19 protein-coding genes are annotated in these 15,297 nt (G+C 69.1%); 7 read left to right on the forward strand and 12 right to left on the reverse strand.

Annotated elements, in window-relative coordinates; genetic code table 11:
* Positions 1-27: 27 nt before the first annotated feature.
* Genes ACXJJ3_RS05590 through ACXJJ3_RS05605 form a run of 4 tightly spaced genes read right to left on the reverse strand, consistent with a single transcriptional unit; the run spans position 28 to position 2,572 of the window.
* A complete protein-coding gene (locus ACXJJ3_RS05590; protein WP_458168865.1) occupies positions 28-1,287 on the reverse strand; it encodes an MFS transporter in 1,260 nt (419 codons plus the stop codon).
* A gap of 18 nt (positions 1,288-1,305) precedes the next feature.
* The gene (locus tag ACXJJ3_RS05595; RefSeq protein ID WP_458168866.1) at positions 1,306-1,782 is read right to left on the reverse strand and encodes an N-acetyltransferase family protein; all 477 of its coding nucleotides are present in this window, start codon (positions 1,780-1,782) and stop codon (positions 1,306-1,308) included.
* Positions 1,779-2,399 (reverse strand): VOC family protein, encoded by a 621-nt coding sequence (locus ACXJJ3_RS05600; protein ID WP_458168867.1) that lies wholly within the window; start codon positions 2,397-2,399, stop codon positions 1,779-1,781. Before ACXJJ3_RS05600 ends, ACXJJ3_RS05595 begins: the two co-directional genes overlap by 4 nt.
* Positions 2,400-2,407: 8 nt before the next feature.
* Positions 2,408-2,572: a ribbon-helix-helix domain-containing protein gene (locus tag ACXJJ3_RS05605; protein WP_458168868.1), complete on the reverse strand. Its 165-nt coding sequence runs from the start codon at positions 2,570-2,572 to the stop codon at positions 2,408-2,410.
* Positions 2,573-2,653: 81 nt separating this feature from the next.
* Here ACXJJ3_RS05605 and ACXJJ3_RS05610 point away from each other — a divergent pair, with 81 nt between their 5' ends.
* A complete protein-coding gene (locus tag ACXJJ3_RS05610) occupies positions 2,654-3,031 on the forward strand; it encodes a nuclear transport factor 2 family protein (RefSeq protein ID WP_458168869.1) in 378 nt (125 codons plus the stop codon).
* Between the two features lie 476 nt (positions 3,032-3,507).
* On the opposite strand, the gene trxA is transcribed toward ACXJJ3_RS05610, so the two are convergent.
* Positions 3,508-3,843, reverse strand: a complete 336-nt coding sequence (trxA, locus tag ACXJJ3_RS05615) for a thioredoxin (protein WP_458168870.1) — start codon at positions 3,841-3,843, stop codon at positions 3,508-3,510.
* Positions 3,840-4,205 carry a MerR family transcriptional regulator gene (locus ACXJJ3_RS05620; protein ID WP_458168871.1) on the reverse strand — a complete coding sequence of 122 codons (366 nt, stop codon included), beginning with the start codon at positions 4,203-4,205 and terminating at the stop codon, positions 3,840-3,842. Before ACXJJ3_RS05620 ends, trxA begins: the two co-directional genes overlap by 4 nt.
* Before the next feature lie 64 nt (positions 4,206-4,269).
* On the opposite strand from ACXJJ3_RS05620, the gene ACXJJ3_RS05625 reads away from it, so the two are divergent.
* Complete coding sequence (locus ACXJJ3_RS05625; protein ID WP_458168872.1) at positions 4,270-4,773, forward strand: NUDIX domain-containing protein; 504 nt, start codon at positions 4,270-4,272, stop codon at positions 4,771-4,773.
* Here the strand turns inward: ACXJJ3_RS05625 and ACXJJ3_RS05630 are convergent.
* Genes ACXJJ3_RS05630 through ACXJJ3_RS05650 form a run of 5 tightly spaced genes read right to left on the reverse strand, consistent with a single transcriptional unit; the run spans position 4,754 to position 9,838 of the window.
* The gene (locus tag ACXJJ3_RS05630; protein WP_458168873.1) at positions 4,754-5,302 is read right to left on the reverse strand and encodes a nucleosidase; all 549 of its coding nucleotides are present in this window, start codon (positions 5,300-5,302) and stop codon (positions 4,754-4,756) included. The genes ACXJJ3_RS05625 and ACXJJ3_RS05630 overlap by 20 nt on opposite strands.
* A complete protein-coding gene (gene ispG / locus ACXJJ3_RS05635; protein WP_458168874.1) occupies positions 5,299-6,453 on the reverse strand; it encodes a flavodoxin-dependent (E)-4-hydroxy-3-methylbut-2-enyl-diphosphate synthase in 1,155 nt (384 codons plus the stop codon). The genes ACXJJ3_RS05630 and ispG overlap by 4 nt, the downstream gene beginning before the upstream one ends.
* 6 nt (positions 6,454-6,459) lie before the next feature.
* Positions 6,460-7,779, reverse strand: coding sequence for a M50 family metallopeptidase (locus tag ACXJJ3_RS05640; RefSeq protein WP_458168875.1), 1,320 nt, complete (start codon positions 7,777-7,779; stop codon positions 6,460-6,462).
* Positions 7,776-8,987 carry a 1-deoxy-D-xylulose-5-phosphate reductoisomerase gene (dxr, locus tag ACXJJ3_RS05645; RefSeq protein WP_458168876.1) on the reverse strand — a complete coding sequence of 404 codons (1,212 nt, stop codon included), beginning with the start codon at positions 8,985-8,987 and terminating at the stop codon, positions 7,776-7,778. Before dxr ends, ACXJJ3_RS05640 begins: the two co-directional genes overlap by 4 nt.
* A 17-nt stretch (positions 8,988-9,004) precedes the next feature.
* The gene (locus ACXJJ3_RS05650) at positions 9,005-9,838 is read right to left on the reverse strand and encodes an FHA domain-containing protein (protein ID WP_458168877.1); all 834 of its coding nucleotides are present in this window, start codon (positions 9,836-9,838) and stop codon (positions 9,005-9,007) included.
* Positions 9,839-9,918: 80 nt separating this feature from the next.
* On the opposite strand from ACXJJ3_RS05650, the gene ACXJJ3_RS05655 reads away from it, so the two are divergent.
* The 5 genes from ACXJJ3_RS05655 to ACXJJ3_RS05675 are packed head-to-tail and all read left to right on the forward strand — an operon-like array spanning position 9,919 to position 13,335.
* On the forward strand, positions 9,919-10,611 hold the full coding sequence (locus tag ACXJJ3_RS05655; RefSeq protein ID WP_458168878.1) for a type 1 glutamine amidotransferase: 693 nt from the start codon (positions 9,919-9,921) through the stop codon (positions 10,609-10,611).
* A gap of 21 nt (positions 10,612-10,632) precedes the next feature.
* Entirely contained in the window at positions 10,633-11,208 is a 576-nt protein-coding gene (locus tag ACXJJ3_RS05660) for a DUF1707 domain-containing protein (RefSeq protein WP_458168879.1), read from the forward strand.
* Positions 11,205-11,681, forward strand: coding sequence for an NUDIX domain-containing protein (locus tag ACXJJ3_RS05665; protein ID WP_458168880.1), 477 nt, complete (start codon positions 11,205-11,207; stop codon positions 11,679-11,681). The genes ACXJJ3_RS05660 and ACXJJ3_RS05665 overlap by 4 nt, the downstream gene beginning before the upstream one ends.
* Before the next feature lie 55 nt (positions 11,682-11,736).
* Positions 11,737-12,900, forward strand: coding sequence for an acyl-CoA dehydrogenase family protein (locus ACXJJ3_RS05670; protein ID WP_458168881.1), 1,164 nt, complete (start codon positions 11,737-11,739; stop codon positions 12,898-12,900).
* A 51-nt stretch (positions 12,901-12,951) separates the two neighbouring features.
* Positions 12,952-13,335: a nuclear transport factor 2 family protein gene (locus ACXJJ3_RS05675; RefSeq protein WP_458168882.1), complete on the forward strand. Its 384-nt coding sequence runs from the start codon at positions 12,952-12,954 to the stop codon at positions 13,333-13,335.
* On the opposite strand, the gene rny is transcribed toward ACXJJ3_RS05675, so the two are convergent.
* Positions 13,316-14,956, reverse strand: coding sequence for a ribonuclease Y (gene rny / locus ACXJJ3_RS05680; RefSeq protein WP_458168883.1), 1,641 nt, complete (start codon positions 14,954-14,956; stop codon positions 13,316-13,318). The genes ACXJJ3_RS05675 and rny overlap by 20 nt on opposite strands.
* Positions 14,957-15,297 lie beyond the last annotated feature (341 nt).

Below are 15,297 nucleotides of genomic sequence, written 5' to 3' on the forward strand. Positions count from 1 at the left end.
AGCAGGTTCGTATGCAACGGGGCCGGGTCAGGCCACCTGCGGCTCCTGCCCGGCGGCGATCCGGCGCAGCGGCGACGTCCACGCGACCAGCACGCCGACGCACCCGAACAGCCCCATCAACACCATCCCGGTGCGCGGCCCGAACGCGTTTCCGAGCAGTCCGCCGAGCACCGATCCGAGCGTCCAGCCGACGCCCCAGGACAGCATCCGGCCGGCGGTGTTGACCCGGCCGAGCAGGTGCTCCGGCGTCACCTGCTGCCGGTACGAGACCGCGTTCACGATCACCAGCACGTACGCCGATCCCCAGACGAGCAGCGCCAGCGCGGCCACGGTCCAGTGCGGCGACAGCGGCGCGAGTACGCCGATCAGCGCCGACGCGGGCAGTGCGTACAGCGTGATCGCGGCCGGAGGCATCCGTTTCAGCAGGCGCGGGAGGCTGAGCGCGGCGATCAGTCCGCCGATCCCCCACGTCCCCCACACCAGCCCGAAGCGGAGTCCCGACGTACCGATGTGCAGGACGCGGTCGCACCACACCACGATCAGCGCCATGAAGCCGCCGCCCGCGAAGGACTGGATGCTGCCGACGATCGTCATCGTCCGGACGCCGGCGTGCCGGACCAGGTACCGCAGGCCGTCGCGGATGTCGTTCAGCACCACCCGCGGACGCAGCGGCGGGCGCCCGTCCCGGGGCTCCGACATCGCCCGGACGATCCCGCGGACCGCGAACGCGGACGCCGCGAAGCTGATCGCGTCCAGCGTCAGCAGGCTGGCCGGATCGAGGACCGCTAGCAGCAGACCGGTGAGCGGCGGGACGAACAGCTCGATCAGGCTGGACGCCGTCCACACCGCCGAGTTCGCCTGCGCGACCCGCGCCCGGCCGACGAGCACCGGCAGCGCGCCGAAGTTCGCGCCGTCGAAGAACGTGTAGACGGCCTGCACGGTGAACGCGACCACCAGCACCTGGACGACCGTCAGTACGCCGAGCAGATGCGCGACCGGGACCGACCCGACGAGGACGGCGTTCACGCAGTCCGCCGTCACCATCACGCGCCGCCGGTTCCAGCGGTCCGCGAGCGCACCGGCGAACAGGCCGGCCAGCAGGTACGGCGCCGACTCGAGCGCGCTGACCACCGCAGTGAGCACGGTCGATCCGCTGAGCCGGTAGACCAGCACCGGGAGCGCGATCGCGGTCACCATCGAGCCGGTGACGGACAGCGCCCGCGCCAGCCAGTACCGCCGGAAGTCCGGATCGTCCCGCAGCCGTTGCGGCGCCCCCGTCGTCGTCATGCCGGGCATCGTGCAACTTCAGGTGCGGTCGAGGTCAAGGCTCAGCCACATCAGGTCGTCGCCGAGTTCGCGGTCCGGGACCCGGCGCGGCGGCTCGAAACCCTGCGATCGGTAGAAGCCGATGGCCTTCTCGTTCGTCACGAGGACGTCGAGCAGGAGCTCCGGCGTACCGGCCGGGAGCGCGTCGATCGCCGCGTCGAGGAGTGCTTTGCCGATCCCCTTGCCCTGGTGGCCGGGCACGACGTACAGCTTCCACATCACCCAGAAGTCGTCCTGCCGGCCGAGGCCGGTCATGCCGACGAGGTCGCCGCCGTCCTCGGCGACCAGCGTGACGCCGTTCGTGATGCCGCGCTCGACGGCCTCGCGGGACCACCACTGGGCGAGGCCGTCGGTGATGAACTCATCCGGGACGAGGCCGGCGTACGCGACCGGCCAGGTCTGCAGGCCGATCGCGCGGACCGCGTCGACGTCCGCGACCTCGGCCCGGCGGATCATCCGTGCACCACGACGAGCTGCCCGTCCGGATCGGTCAGCTCCAGACCGTCGTCGGTGCGGATCCCCTGCACGCGGCTTCGTACCGCGTCGAGGTCCTCGGACGTGGTCAGGTCGAGCCGTACGCCGAACTCCGCGCCCGGGCCGAACCGGACCGTCGCATCGGCGCCCACCGCCGCGAGGAACGTCCGCCACGCGGGCTCGTCGGCCCCACTCAGGTACGGCGTCACCTCCAGGCGCTCGTCCGGCCGTACGTCGTGCAGCTTGTAGCCGTACATGTCCTCGCTGCGCTCGTCGACCCAGATCACCGCGCCGTCCGGGCCGCTGACCGACAGCACCCGCCCGTACGCCTCGTCGAACACCGTCGCGTCGCCGTACCCGGCCTGCTCGAGCCGCTCGACCAGCTCGTCGATCTTCTCCGCCTCGAACGTCAACGACGTCTGCCCCGCCTGCCCGCCGGTGGAACTCGACGCCGCATCGTGCAACGCGACCATGCCGCGCCCCGCCAGCAGGTCCACCCACCCACCCCGCTCGGACTCGATCCGCGGCCGCAGCCCCAGTCCTTCCAGAAACACCCGCATCGCGTCCACGTCATTCGTGAACCGCAACGGCCTGATCATCGCGCCACTCATCCCTCGGCCTCCCCATGGTTGTCGAGATACTCCGCCAACGCCTGCTCGACGAGCGCCGACAAACTCGCCCCGTCGTCGATCGCCTTGTGCTTCACCCGCCGCACCAGCCCGGGCGGCAGATACACGTTGAACTGCACCTTCTTGCCTGCTTCGTCCGCCATGGCTATATTGCTAGCATCCTAGACAGCTACCAGTCAATGCCTAGGGCCGCAGGTGTCCTCGGCGGCGGCCAGAGTGGGGGTATGTCAACGAACGAGGAGCTCTCGGACCTTGAGGATCTGTTGTGGAAGGCGAACCGGGAAGGGGACGGGGCGTTCTACCAGCGGTATCTGCGGGAGGACGCGATCGCGGTGAGCCGGTTCGGCGTGATCGACAAGGCGACCGCCGTGCCGGGCATCACCGCGAACCACAACCCGTACCTGAGGACGGAGCGCACCGGGGAGCGTGTGATCGTGGTGGACGAGCACACGGCGGTCATCACCTACCACGTCGACGTCACGGCGCTTGTCGACGGCAACGAGGTGCAGGCGCCGTCGTACGCGAGCACCGTCTGGACGAACGCCTCCGGTGAGTGGCTGGTCGCATTCCACCAGCAGACGGCGTTGGTGTCCAACGTCTGAAATTCGTTGCAGAGGTTGAAGTGTTAAGGGCTACCAATCCTCAACGTGATCGGCGGTCGCCGCGTCGGCGTGGCCGTGGGCGGTCTTATCGGAAACTTCGAGCCCGATAGCGGCAACTTTGTTCCGCAATGCGCCCGTTCCGTGGCACGCCAGGTGACGGTGGTGGGTGAGGTGCCCCCTGGCGTCACGCGCTGGCCGGCGCAGCTGCACCAGGGGTGTCGCCAGGGCGTGCGACGTGAAGCTCGATAGGACGTGTCCGTCGTCGACCGGGTCCGTGCAGGCTCAGCACCGGTCCGCGGCAGGTGTTGCGAGTGACTATCTCCTGTCGATCTGCACACCGTCTCCGGCCCCGCACGGACGCAGCACCGACCCAGTCCGTCGAGTCGCGCCGATGTGCTCCGCCCCCACCGCCCGAGTGGACTCTGCTCGGAAAGTCCGCTTTCGCTACCGCTATCCCGAACTTCCGACTCAGGACACTAAACGGCGGTCAGTAGCGCGTCGTCGAGTTCCTTCAGGAGCTTGTGCTTCGGGCGGGCGCCGACGACCGACCAGATCAGCTCGCCACGGTGGAAGAGAGCGAGCGTCGGGAGCGCCATCACCCGGTAGTTCGCGGCGATTTGCGGGTTCTCGTCGGAGTTGAGCTTCACCACGGTCAACTTGTCGGCGCGCTCGTCGGCGATCTGCCCGAGCACCGGTGCGATCTGGTGGCACGGCGGGCACCACTGCGCCCAGAAGTCCACCAGCACGGGCTTGTCGGCCCGCAGTACCTCGTCCCGGAAGCTCTTCTGGTCGACACTGCGCAGCTTGCTCATGCTTTCTTCCTCCAACTCTCGGCATCGGACAGGAGATCGGCCAGCCGCTCCCGCAGGTCGGTCAGCTCGGCGATCCGCCGATCTACCTCCGCGATCCGCGTCCGGTACGCCGTCAACGACGCCGGGCACACGTCCGCCCGCGCATTGCCGGCCCGCAGGCACTCGATGAACGGATACGTCTGCTCGGCCGTCAACCCGAGGCTCAGCAACGCCTTCACCTCGCGCACCACGACTACGTCGTCCGCGTCGTACGCCCGGTACCCGTTGGCCTCGCGACGCGGCTTCAGCAACCCTTGCGACTCGTAGTACCGCACGGCCTTGACCGTCACGCCGGCCTCAGCCGCCAGATCACCGATCCGCATCCCGCCTCCTCACACCCCACGCTAAACCTTGCCCCCAGGGTCAAGGTCAAGCCAGCATAGTCCGATGCACCTCGGCACCCTCCGCGCACCGGACCTGTGCCCCGGCCGGACGATCGAACGTACCGCGGTCCGCGGCGTGCTCGCCCGCGGCGACGAGCTGCTACTGCTCGCGTCCCGGCACGGCGACTACAAGTTCCCCGGCGGTGGTGTCGAATCCGGGGAGACCTTCGAGCAGGCGCTCCGCCGGGAGTTCCACGAGGAGTGCGGGTACGCCGGCGTACTCGTCGGTGCCGAACTCGCGACAACCCGCGAGGAGGTGCCCGCGCGCGAAGCGGAGTACGACGTCTTCGCGATGACGTCGTACTACTTCACCTGCTCCGGCGGCGTTCCTGGTCGCGCCCAGTACCTGGAGGCGTACGAGGCCGACCTCGAACTCACGCCCGTCTGGGTGACCGCGGCCGACGCGCTGGCAGCCAACCAGCGCGTGCTGGCGAGTCGGGTCGGGGTGATGCGGTGGTTGGTGCGGGAGATTGCCGTGCTGGAGTGGCTCAGCGGACGTGCGTGCTGATCCACTCCCCCAGTGCCTTGGCGCTGGCGTCGACGAGGGCGGGCCAGTCGAGCGCGGTCTCGTCGGCGGAGTCGGAGACGTGTTTCACGACGCGGACCGGTACGCCGTGGGCCTGGCAGGCGTAGACCACGCCGTACGCCTCCATGTCGACCAGGTGCGCCCGCTCCGCCAGCCGGGCCCGTACTGCGGGATCGGCCACGAACACGTCACCCGAGGCGAGCACCGTGCCGTCGCCGTCCTCGACCTGGAGTTCGTCCCGCGGGTCGAGGCCGATCGCACGGACGGCGTCCGCGTTGACGTCGTGGTTGATCACCGTGCTCGGCAGGAACAACCCCGACAGGCCGTCCCGGAGCGCCCCGGTGGTGCCGACGTTGAGCACCACCAGGTCCTTCGTGTCGCGCTCGGACAGCGCCCGGCTGACCGCGACGGCCGCCGGGGTCTTGCCGACGCCGGTGAGCAGCACGGGGATCCCGTCCGGGACGTACCGCGCCTCACCGGCGATCGCGCTGACAACCAGGTACTGCGTCATCCGCCAACGCTGACGGTGGGTTCGCCGGCCTCCCCGGCCTCGCCCATCTCCTCGGCGATCCGCATCGCCTCTTCGATCAGCGTCTCGACGATCGCCGCCTCGGGCACGGTCTTGATGACCTCGCCCTTCACGAAGATCTGCCCCTTGCCGTTCCCGGAGGCGACGCCGAGGTCGGCCTCGCGGGCCTCACCCGGACCGTTCACGACACACCCCATGACCGCGACCCGGAGCGGCACCTCCATGCCCTCGAGCCCGGCGGTCACCTGCTCGGCGAGCGTGTACACGTCCACCTGCGCACGACCGCACGACGGGCAGGAGACGATCTCGAGCTTGCGTTCCCGCAGGTTCAGCGACTGCAGGATCTGCAGGCCGACCTTGACCTCCTCGACCGGCGGCGCGGACAGCGAGACCCGGATCGTGTCGCCGATGCCCTTGGACAGTAGCGCCCCGAACGCGACCGACGACTTGATCGTGCCCTGGAACGCCGGCCCGGCCTCGGTGACGCCGAGGTGCAGCGGCCAGTCGCCGCGCTCGGCGAGCTGCTCGTAGGCCTGCACCATCACGACCGGGTCGTTGTGCTTGACCGAGATCTTGAAGTCGTGGAAGTCGTGCTCCTCGAACAGCGACGCCTCCCAGACGGCCGACTCGACCAGCGCCTCCGGCGTCGCCTTGCCGTACTTCTCCAGCAGCCGCTTGTCCAGCGAACCGGCGTTCACCCCGATCCGCAGCGACGTCCCGTGGTCCTTCGCGGCCTGCGCGATCTGCTTGACCTGGTCGTCGAACTTGCGGATGTTGCCCGGGTTCACGCGGACCGCGGCGCAGCCCGCCTCGATCGCGGCGAACACGTAGCCCGGCTGGAAGTGGATGTCCGCGATCACCGGGATCTGCGAGTGCTGCGCGATCTCCTTCAGCGCGTCGGCGTCCTCCTGCCGCGGGCAGGCGACCCGGACGATGTCGCAGCCGGCCGCGGTCAGCTCGGCGATCTGCTGCAGCGTCTTGTTGACGTCGTTCGTCGGAGTGGTCGTCATCGACTGCACCGAGACCGGCGCGTCGCCACCGACCAGCACGCTGCCGACCTTGATCTGACGGGTCTTGCGGCGCGGGGCCAGGGTCGGCGGAGGCAGCGCGGGCATGCCCAGGTTGATGCTCATGTGTCCTTATCCGTTGAACAGCTTGATGGGATTCACGATGTCGGCGATGACGAGCAGCACGCCCATCACCACGATCACACTGGCCGCGACGTACGCGATCGGCAGCAGCTTGGCGACGTCGACGTACCCGGGATCCGGCCGGCCGAACAGCTTCGCGAAGCCGCGCCGGATGCCTTCCCAGATCGCGCCGACCATGTGCCCGCCGTCGAGCGGCAGCAACGGGATGAAGTTGAACAGGGCAAGGAAGAGGTTCAGCGAGGCGAGCAGCAGGATCAGCGTCGCGGCCTTGTCACCGAAGCCCAGGTCGCTGGCCGCGATCTCGCCCGCGACCCGGCTCGCGCCGACGACGCTCATCGGGCTGTCCTGGGCGCGTTTGCCGCCGACGATCGACTGCGCGACGCCGACCAGCTTCTCCGGGAACCGGCCGAGGGCCTGCACGGTGCTGACGGTGTAGGTGCCCATCTTGTCCAGCGCGTACCCGACGCTCTGCCGCTCGAGCTTGTTGACCGGCGAGACGCCGAGGAAGCCGACCGAGACGTACTTGTCGGACGCCGGCGAGTCCAGCACCTGGTTGACGATCGTGTTGGTCTTCAGGGTCAGCTGCTGACCGTTGCGCTCGACAACGATCGTGGCGGCCTTGTCGGTGTTCGCCCGGATCAGCGGGGTGAGCTGGTCCCAGCTGCTGATCTGGGTCCCGTTGAACGAGAGGATCTTGTCGCCGACGTGGAACCCGGCGAGCTTCGCGGGCGACTCCTTGTCGCCGTCCTGGCACTTCCGGTTCGGTGTCGCCTGGTTCGCCGGGATCACGCAGTCGGTGACGGTGGAGATCGTCGTCTGCGGCACGCGGTCGCCGTACAGCGTGTAGAGACCGGTGAACAGCACCGCCGCGATCAGTACGTTGACGAGCGGCCCGGACGCCATCACGATCAGCTTCTTCCACCACACCTTCTGGTAGAACAGCCGGCCGTCGTCCTCGGGCGCGATCGTCTCGTACTCCGCGGTGCGCGCGTTCTCCACCATCGACTGGATCGCGCCGGTGTTGGCCTTGCGGACCCGTAATGGCTCAGCCGGGTCCTGTCCGTGTTTGCTCGGCGGCATCATGCCGATGATCCGGACGAAGCCGCCGGCCGGGATCGCCTTGATGCCGTACTCGGTCTCACCGCGCTGTACCGACCACAGGGTGCGTCCGAAGCCGGCGAAGAACTGCGTGACCTTCATCCCGAACGCCTTCGCAGGGAGCATGTGGCCGAGCTCGTGCAGCGCCACGGAGATCAGCACCCCGAGCACGAACACCACGATGCCGAGGATGGTGAGAAGCACGCTCATGCCTGGTGGGTCTCCTGTACTCCGGTGATCTCACGAGCCCGCGTTCGGGCCCACGCGTCCGCCGCCAGCACGTCGTCGACGGACAGTTCCTCATACGAGGGTACGTCGTGACCGGTCACCACCCGGGCGACCGTGTCGACGATCCCGGTGAACGGCAGCCGGCCGTCCCGGAACGCCTGGACGCAGACCTCGTTGGCGGCGTTGTACACGGCCGGAGCGGTACCTCCCCGGGCCCCCGCCTCGCGGGCCAGCCCGACCGACGGGAACTCCGCGTCGTCGACCGGCTGGAACGTCCAGGTACTCGCCTCCGCGAAGCTCCACGGCCGGGTCGCGTCCGGTATCCGGTCGGGCCAGCCGAGCGCGAGCGCGATCGGTACCGTCATCGTCGGGATCCCGACCTGCGCGATGGTGGCGCCGTCGGTGAACTCGACCATCGAGTGGATCGCCTGCTGCCGGTGGATGACCACGTCGATCCGGTCCATCGGGATGCCGAACAGCAGGTGCGCCTCGATCAGCTCCAGGCCCTTGTTGACCAGCGTCGCGGAGTTGATCGTCACGACCGGGCCCATCGCGAAGTTCGGGTGCTCGAGGGCCTGCTCGACCGTGACGTTCGCCAGCTCGCCGCGCGGCCGGCCGAGGAACGGGCCGCCGCTCGCGGTCAGCAGCAGCTTGCGGACCTCGTCCGGCGAGCCGCCGCGCAGGCATTGCGCGATCGCGCTGTGCTCGGAGTCGACGGCAACGATCTGGCCGGGCTTGGCCCGGCGGGTGACGATCGGGCCGCCGATCACCAGCGACTCCTTGTTGGCGAGCGCGAGCGTGTTCCCCGCGTCCAGCGCCGCCAGTGTCGCGTGCAGGCCGACCGATCCGGTGATGCCGTTGAGTACTACGTCACACGGCAGCGCCGCGAGCTCGCTCGACGCGTCCGGCCCGGTGAGGATCTTCGGGATCCGGAACTCGCCCTGCGCGTACCCCTTGCGCTGCGCTTCCGCGTAGAACGCCAGCTGCAGGTCCTGCGCGACCGTTGCCTTCGCCACCGCGACGACCTCGACGCCGAACTCCAGCGCCTGCTCCGCCAGCAGCCCGACGTTGTCCCCGCCGGCGGACAGCGCGAGCACGCGGAAGCGGTCCCGGTTGCGTCCGATCAGCTCGAGCGCCGTGGTACCGATCGAGCCGGTCGAGCCGAGGATGACGACGCTGCGCGGGTTCACAGCGCCATTGTTCCAGGTCAGGACACCAGCAGGCGGAACGGGAGCCCCCCGAGCCGGATCTCGTCGCCATGGCCCACCATTGCGGTCTGGATCGGTACGCCGTTCACCTGCGTCCCATTGGTGGACCCCAGGTCCCGGAGCTCGTAGCCGGTCGCGTCGATGCGCAGCAGCTCGGCGTGGTGCCTGCTGATCTCCTGACGGTCCAGGATGAGGTCACAGTCGGGTGCACGCCCGATACGGACGAGGTCCAGCAGCGGTACGACGTCACCGGTCTGCGTGACCAGTGCAGGCTGTGGACCGGTCTCCAGCGCGGCGGCGATCTCGGCGACGCCCGCGGTTTTGACGGAGAGCGAGACGATCACGTCGTCACCCTTGTCCACGTGCAGGTTGTGCTGAGCGCCGTACCCCTGCAGGAGGTCGCCGTACTCGTCGATGACCACTGCGGACACGTGGTAATAGCCCGGCGGCAGCTGTGCGTACGCCGAGGAACCGAGCGACGTGGTCAGTATTACTGCGTCGTACTCGCGGTGGCTGATGTCCGTGATCGTGATGAGCACCGGGTTGTTCGCCGTGAGGTGTGCTTCGGCGCCCGTGTCGCCCGGGGTGAACTCGACGGTGATCATCGGCGCCGGGCGGATCTCGTCCAGCCCGACCAGCCGCCCGATCACCGGCACTGTCCCCGTCGGGACGGACAGGGGTACGTACTGGCCATGCGAGCGCACCAGCACGTCCAACTGCGGGCGCGACCACCCGTTGCGGCGGGCGAGCAGGTACGCGCTCACCATGCCCTTGCCGAAGACGAAGGCCACGTCTCCGACAACGGCGCGCACGAATCCACTGACTGGCTCCATCGGCACCCCCAGTGCATCAGTATCCAGGAACAGGAACTCCGGTACGCCAGTCGTCGGTGTGCCGTCGTACCGTTGCCCGCGTGACGACCGCCTTGATCATCGAGAACGACGCCGAGAGTGGACCCGGGCTGCTGCTCGACTGGATGGACGCCCGTGGGATCACCCCGGTCGTCGTCCGGGCGTGGGACGGCGAGCCGGTACCCGCGGGCATCGACGGGCATGCGGCGCTGGTCCTGCTCGGCGGCGGGATGCTGCCGGACGAGGACGAGCGGTCGCCCTGGCTGCCGGCCGAACGTGCGTTGCTCCGTGACGCGCACGGGCGGGTGCCTGTGCTCGGCATCTGCCTCGGTGGGCAGATGCTGGCGCACGAGTTCGGCGGAGAGGTCCGTGGGAAGTACGGGCTGCCGGAGAAGGGCGTGACCTCGCTGACGGTGCTCCCGGCCGCGGCAGACGACGTACTGCTGGCCGGGCTTCCTTCTACGGTCTGGGCCGTGGAGAGTCATCAGGACCAGATCACGCGGCTGCCGGAAGAGGCGGTGCTGCTGATGTCGAGTGAGCGCTGCCCGAACCAGATGCTGCGGATCGGGCAGAGTTGGGGCGTGCAGTTCCACCCGGAGGTCACGGCTGCCCGCGTACGCCGGTGGGACCCGGAGCGGCTGCGTTCGCTGGGATTCGACCCTCTGCAACTGGTGGCCGACGCAGATCGGTACGCCGCGGATCTCGACAAGACGTGGTCGACGGTGGTCGGTCGTTTCCTGTCCCTCGTCGGCTGATGCGGCGCTACCTTTGGGTGCATGAGTCTGGAGCAGCCGCCACCCGGTCACCGGGCATCCGACAACGACCGTGAGCGTGCCGCCGCCGTGGTCCAGGAAGCGCACACCGACGGGCGGCTGGACTTCCAGGAACTCGACGAGCGGCTGACCCAGATCTACTCCGCCAAGACCCAACTGGAACTGCGCAACGCGACCGCCGACCTGGTCCCGGTCGCCCACGGCAGCGCCCAGGAACTCACCCTGCGAGCCCGGCACAGCGCCCAGAAACGCGAAGGCGCCTGGACGGTCCCCGAACGCCTCACCGCGATCGCGGAGCATTCCTCGGTCAAGCTCGACTTCACCGACGCGCTGGTCCATTGGGCCGAGGTGCACGTCGACGCCCACGCCGTCCACAGCTCCGTCGTGATGGTCATCCCCGAAGGCTGGAGCGTCGACATCGACCAGGTCGACATGGTCCACAGCAGCGCCAAGAACAAGGCGGTCCAGCCCCGCGCCGGCGGCGTCCGCCTCCGCGTCACCGGCGAAGCCCGGCACGGCAGCATCGTGGTCCGCCACCCCCGCAAACGCCACTGGTGGTGGCCTTGGTACCGCAAGTGAGCTACGAACAGTCGTACGCCGGCACCCTCCGCCGACACGTCGGCACCCAACGCCTCATCACCCCCGGCCCGCGCGCCGTGATCCGCAATGCGGCAGGCGACGTACTCCTCGTCCGCCGCTCCGACGACGACACCTGGGTCATGCCCGCCGGAGGTCTCGAGCTGGGCGAGTCGATCTGGGACGCGCTGGTCCGCGAGGTGCGCGAGGAGACGGGCCTGGTCGTGGAGGCGGCGACTCCGATCGCTCTCTACACGGGTCCGGAGTACTGGTTCACCAACGCGTACGACGGTGAGCACCAGATGTTCGCGGTGGTGTTCCGGGTGGATGGCTGGAGCGGCACGCTGCTCGGCGAGACCGACGAGACCCGCGACGCGCGGTTCTTCCCGCGCGACCAGCTTCCGCCGCTGCGGCCGGTGTACCAGGAGACGCTTGCCGACCTGGACGCGTTCGACGGCACGGTGATTCTGAAGTAGCGCGTGTGGTCTTCCACACCACCCTGTCACCGCTTCCACCGGCTAGCGTGAGCACATGGGTGCTTCTCTGGATCTGGTGGATGTCGACTCGTTGCTGACCGCGGAAGAGGTCGACGTGCGGGCGGCAGCGCGGCGGTTTGCCGACGAGCGGCTGCGGCCGAGCCTCCCGGACTGGTTCGAGACCGCCTCGATCCCCGCGCGGGAGCTCGCGAAAGAGCTCGGCGCCCTCGGCTTCCTCGGCATGCACCTGACCGGTTACGGCTGCGCCGGCCTCGGCCCGGTCGCGTACGGGCTCGCCTGCCTGGAGATCGAGGCGGCCGACTCCGGCATGCGCTCGCTCGTCTCCGTGCAGGGCTCGCTCGCGATGTACGCGATCTGGAAGTACGGCAGCGACGACCAGAAGAACGAGTGGCTCCCGAAGATGTCCGCCGGCGAGGCGATCGGCTGCTTCGGCCTGACCGAGCCCGACTTCGGCTCCAACCCCGGCGGCATGCGCACCAACGCCCGCCGCGACGGTGACGACTGGATCCTGAACGGCTCGAAGATGTGGATCACCAACGGTTCCGTCGCCGACGTCGCCGTCGTGTGGGCAAGGACCGACGACGGCGTCCGCGGCTTCGCCGTACCGACCTCGACGCCCGGCTTCTCCGCCCCCGAGATCAAGCAGAAGATGTCGCTGCGCGCGTCCGTCACCTCCGAGCTGGTGCTCGACGACGTACGTCTCCCGGCCTCCGCGATGTTGCCCGGGGCCCGCGGTCTGTCCGGCCCGCTCGGCTGCCTGAACGAGGCCCGCTTCGGCATCATCTTCGGCGCCATGGGCGCGGCCCGCGACTGCCTGCAGACGGCGGTCGTGTACGCCGGCGAGCGGATCGTGTTCGACAAGCCGCTCACGGCGTACCAGCTGACCCAGGCGAAGCTCGCCGACATGGCCGTCGAACTGAACAAGGGCATCCTGCTCGCCGTCCACCTCGGCCGCCTGAAGGAGAAGGGCACGCTGCGGCCCGAGCAGGTGTCGGTCGGCAAGCTCAACAACGTCCGCGAGGCCATCGCGATCGCCCGCGAGTGCCGCACGATCCTGGCCGCGAACGGGATCAGCGGCAAGTACCCGATCATGCGGCACGCCAACAATCTCGAGTCCGTGCTCACCTACGAAGGCACGTCCGAGGTCCACCAACTGGTGATCGGGCAGGCGCTGACGGGGCAGTCCGCGTTCCGCTGACAAAGACGCTGAGCGATAGGCCGAACCGCCTCTCGGGTGCACCATGACTTCATGGACCGCAACCGCGAGCTCCTCGAACGCCTCTGGCCGGCCGACGGCCGGCTCGCGCTGTCGGCCGAGGCCGAACACGATCTCCGCACGGACGACTACGTGCTGGACATGCCGCAGTCCGGCGAACGCATCGTCGGCCGGGACCTGATGCGCGCCATGCAGCAGGAGTACCCGAACCCGCCGTCGATCCAGATCCTCCGCATCAGCGGCGCCGGCGACCACTTCGTCGTCCTCGGCCGCTCGGACTACGACGGCGACATCTACTACGTCGCGAACGTCGTCGAGTTCCGGGACGGCCGCATCGCCCACGAGACCCGGATCTACGGTGCCCCGTTCGCCCCGCCGCCATGGCGGGCGAAGTACGCTACTTCGCCACCTCGGTAGCCCTGGACTCCCGTACGACGGTGACGCGGATCTGACCGGGATACGTCAGCTCCTCCTCGACCTGCTTGGCGATGTCGCGGGCCATCACCTGCGCCGCGATGTCGTCGACGGCGTCCGGCAGCACCATCACCCGGATCTCCCGGCCGGCCTGCATCGCGAACACCTTCTCGACACCATCGTGGTGCATCGCGATCTCCTCGAGCCGTTCGAGCCGCTGCACGTACGCCTCCAGCGACTCCCGCCGCGCACCGGGCCGCCCGCCGCTGACCGCGTCCGCCGCCTGCGTGAGCACCGCCTCGACGGTTCGCACCTCGACCTCGTTGTGGTGCGCCTCGATGCAGTGCACGACGTCGTCGTTCTCGCCGTACTTCTTCGCCAGCTCGGCGCCGACGATCGCGTGACTGCCCTCGGATTCGTGCGTCAGCGCCTTCCCGATGTCGTGCAGGAACGCCCCGCGCTTGCACAGCTTCGGATCCAGCCCGAGCTCGGCCGCCATCATCGCGGCGATATGCGCCGACTCGACCAGGTGCTTGAGGACGTTCTGCCCGTACGACGTGCGGTACCGCAGCAGGCCCATCGTCCGGACCAGCTCCGGGTGCAGGTCGGTGATGCCGACGTCGGCCATCGCGTCCTCGGCGGCCCGCTCGCACAGCTCCGCGACCTCGCCCTTGCTGCGTTCGTAGATTTCCTCGATCCGGCTCGGATGGATCCGGCCGTCCAGCACCAGCGAGTCCAGCGTCAGCCGCGCGGTCTCCCGGCGTACCGGATCGAAGCACGACAGCAGCACCGCCTCGGGGGTGTCGTCGATGATCAGGTTCACCCCGGTGGTCTGCTCGAACGACCGGATGTTGCGGCCCTCGCGGCCGATGATCCGGCCCTTCATGTCGTCGCTCGGCAGATGCACGACCGACACCACGGACTCGCTCGTCTGCTCGGACGCGAGCCGCTGCACCGCGCCGGTGATGATCTTGCGCGCCTTCGTCTCCCCCTCGTCCAGCGCCAGCCGCTCGATCTCGCGGACGGTCGCGTGCGCATGCCGCTTCGCCTCGTCCTCGATCGCCGCGACCAGCTCGGACTTCGCCTGCTCGGCGGTCAGGTTCGCGACCCCTTCGAGGATCCGCCGGCGCTCGTCCTCCAGGTCCTTGATCTCCTGCCCGCGGCGCGCCAGTTCGGCCAGTTGCGCCGTCAGCTCGGTCTGCCGCTCCTCGATCGCCCGGTGCTGCTCGTCGAGCCGCTCCTCGCGTTCGGTCAGCCGGTGGTCGCGGCGCTCCATCTCGAGGCGCTGCTCGCGCAGGTCGTCCCGGATCGACTGCGCCTCCGCCTCGGCCTCCCGGCGTACGTCGGACGCCCGCTGCTCCGCTTCCCGCCGTACCTCCGACGCCCGGTCCTCCGCCGTACGCCGAACCTCCTCGGCACGCTGCTCCGCCGTCTCCGCGCGGGACCGCAGTACCGCCGCGTCCTCCTCGGCCTGCCGGCGAACCTGCTCCGCCGCGGCCTCGACCTCGTGGTGGGCAGTGGCGGTGTCGACAGCCTTCCGGCGGGAGAGAGTGAGGCCGATCCAGGCCAGCAGTCCGGCGATCAGCAGTCCGATCAGGGCCAGGCCAACCGACATCGCGGTCATCGGCGTCTCCCCTCTCCTTCGAGTCCCGGCACGGGACTGTGGCCATCGGTCGAAGGGAATCCGCAGGTACGGCGGCATCACGGGTACGACTGACCCGCCGGTGGTTCGGCTCGGCTGCGGGTGGTGGGCGCTCTTCCCGATGCTGTACTCACGGTCCGCGAACCTCCGTCCGCCGACACGTTCTGGACAGCAACAGCACCGTCCGTCCCGCTCCCGGGAACGAGGACCTCCGCCCGCCGGCCCATCCAGGCCCTACGCGCGGCACTCCAGCAACACTGCCTATCCGACGGCCCACACCGGCACCGTCGCCCTTCCTTCAGCTCCGTCGAGCGTGATTGCGT

Source organism: Kribbella sp. WER1, from assembly GCF_054189145.1.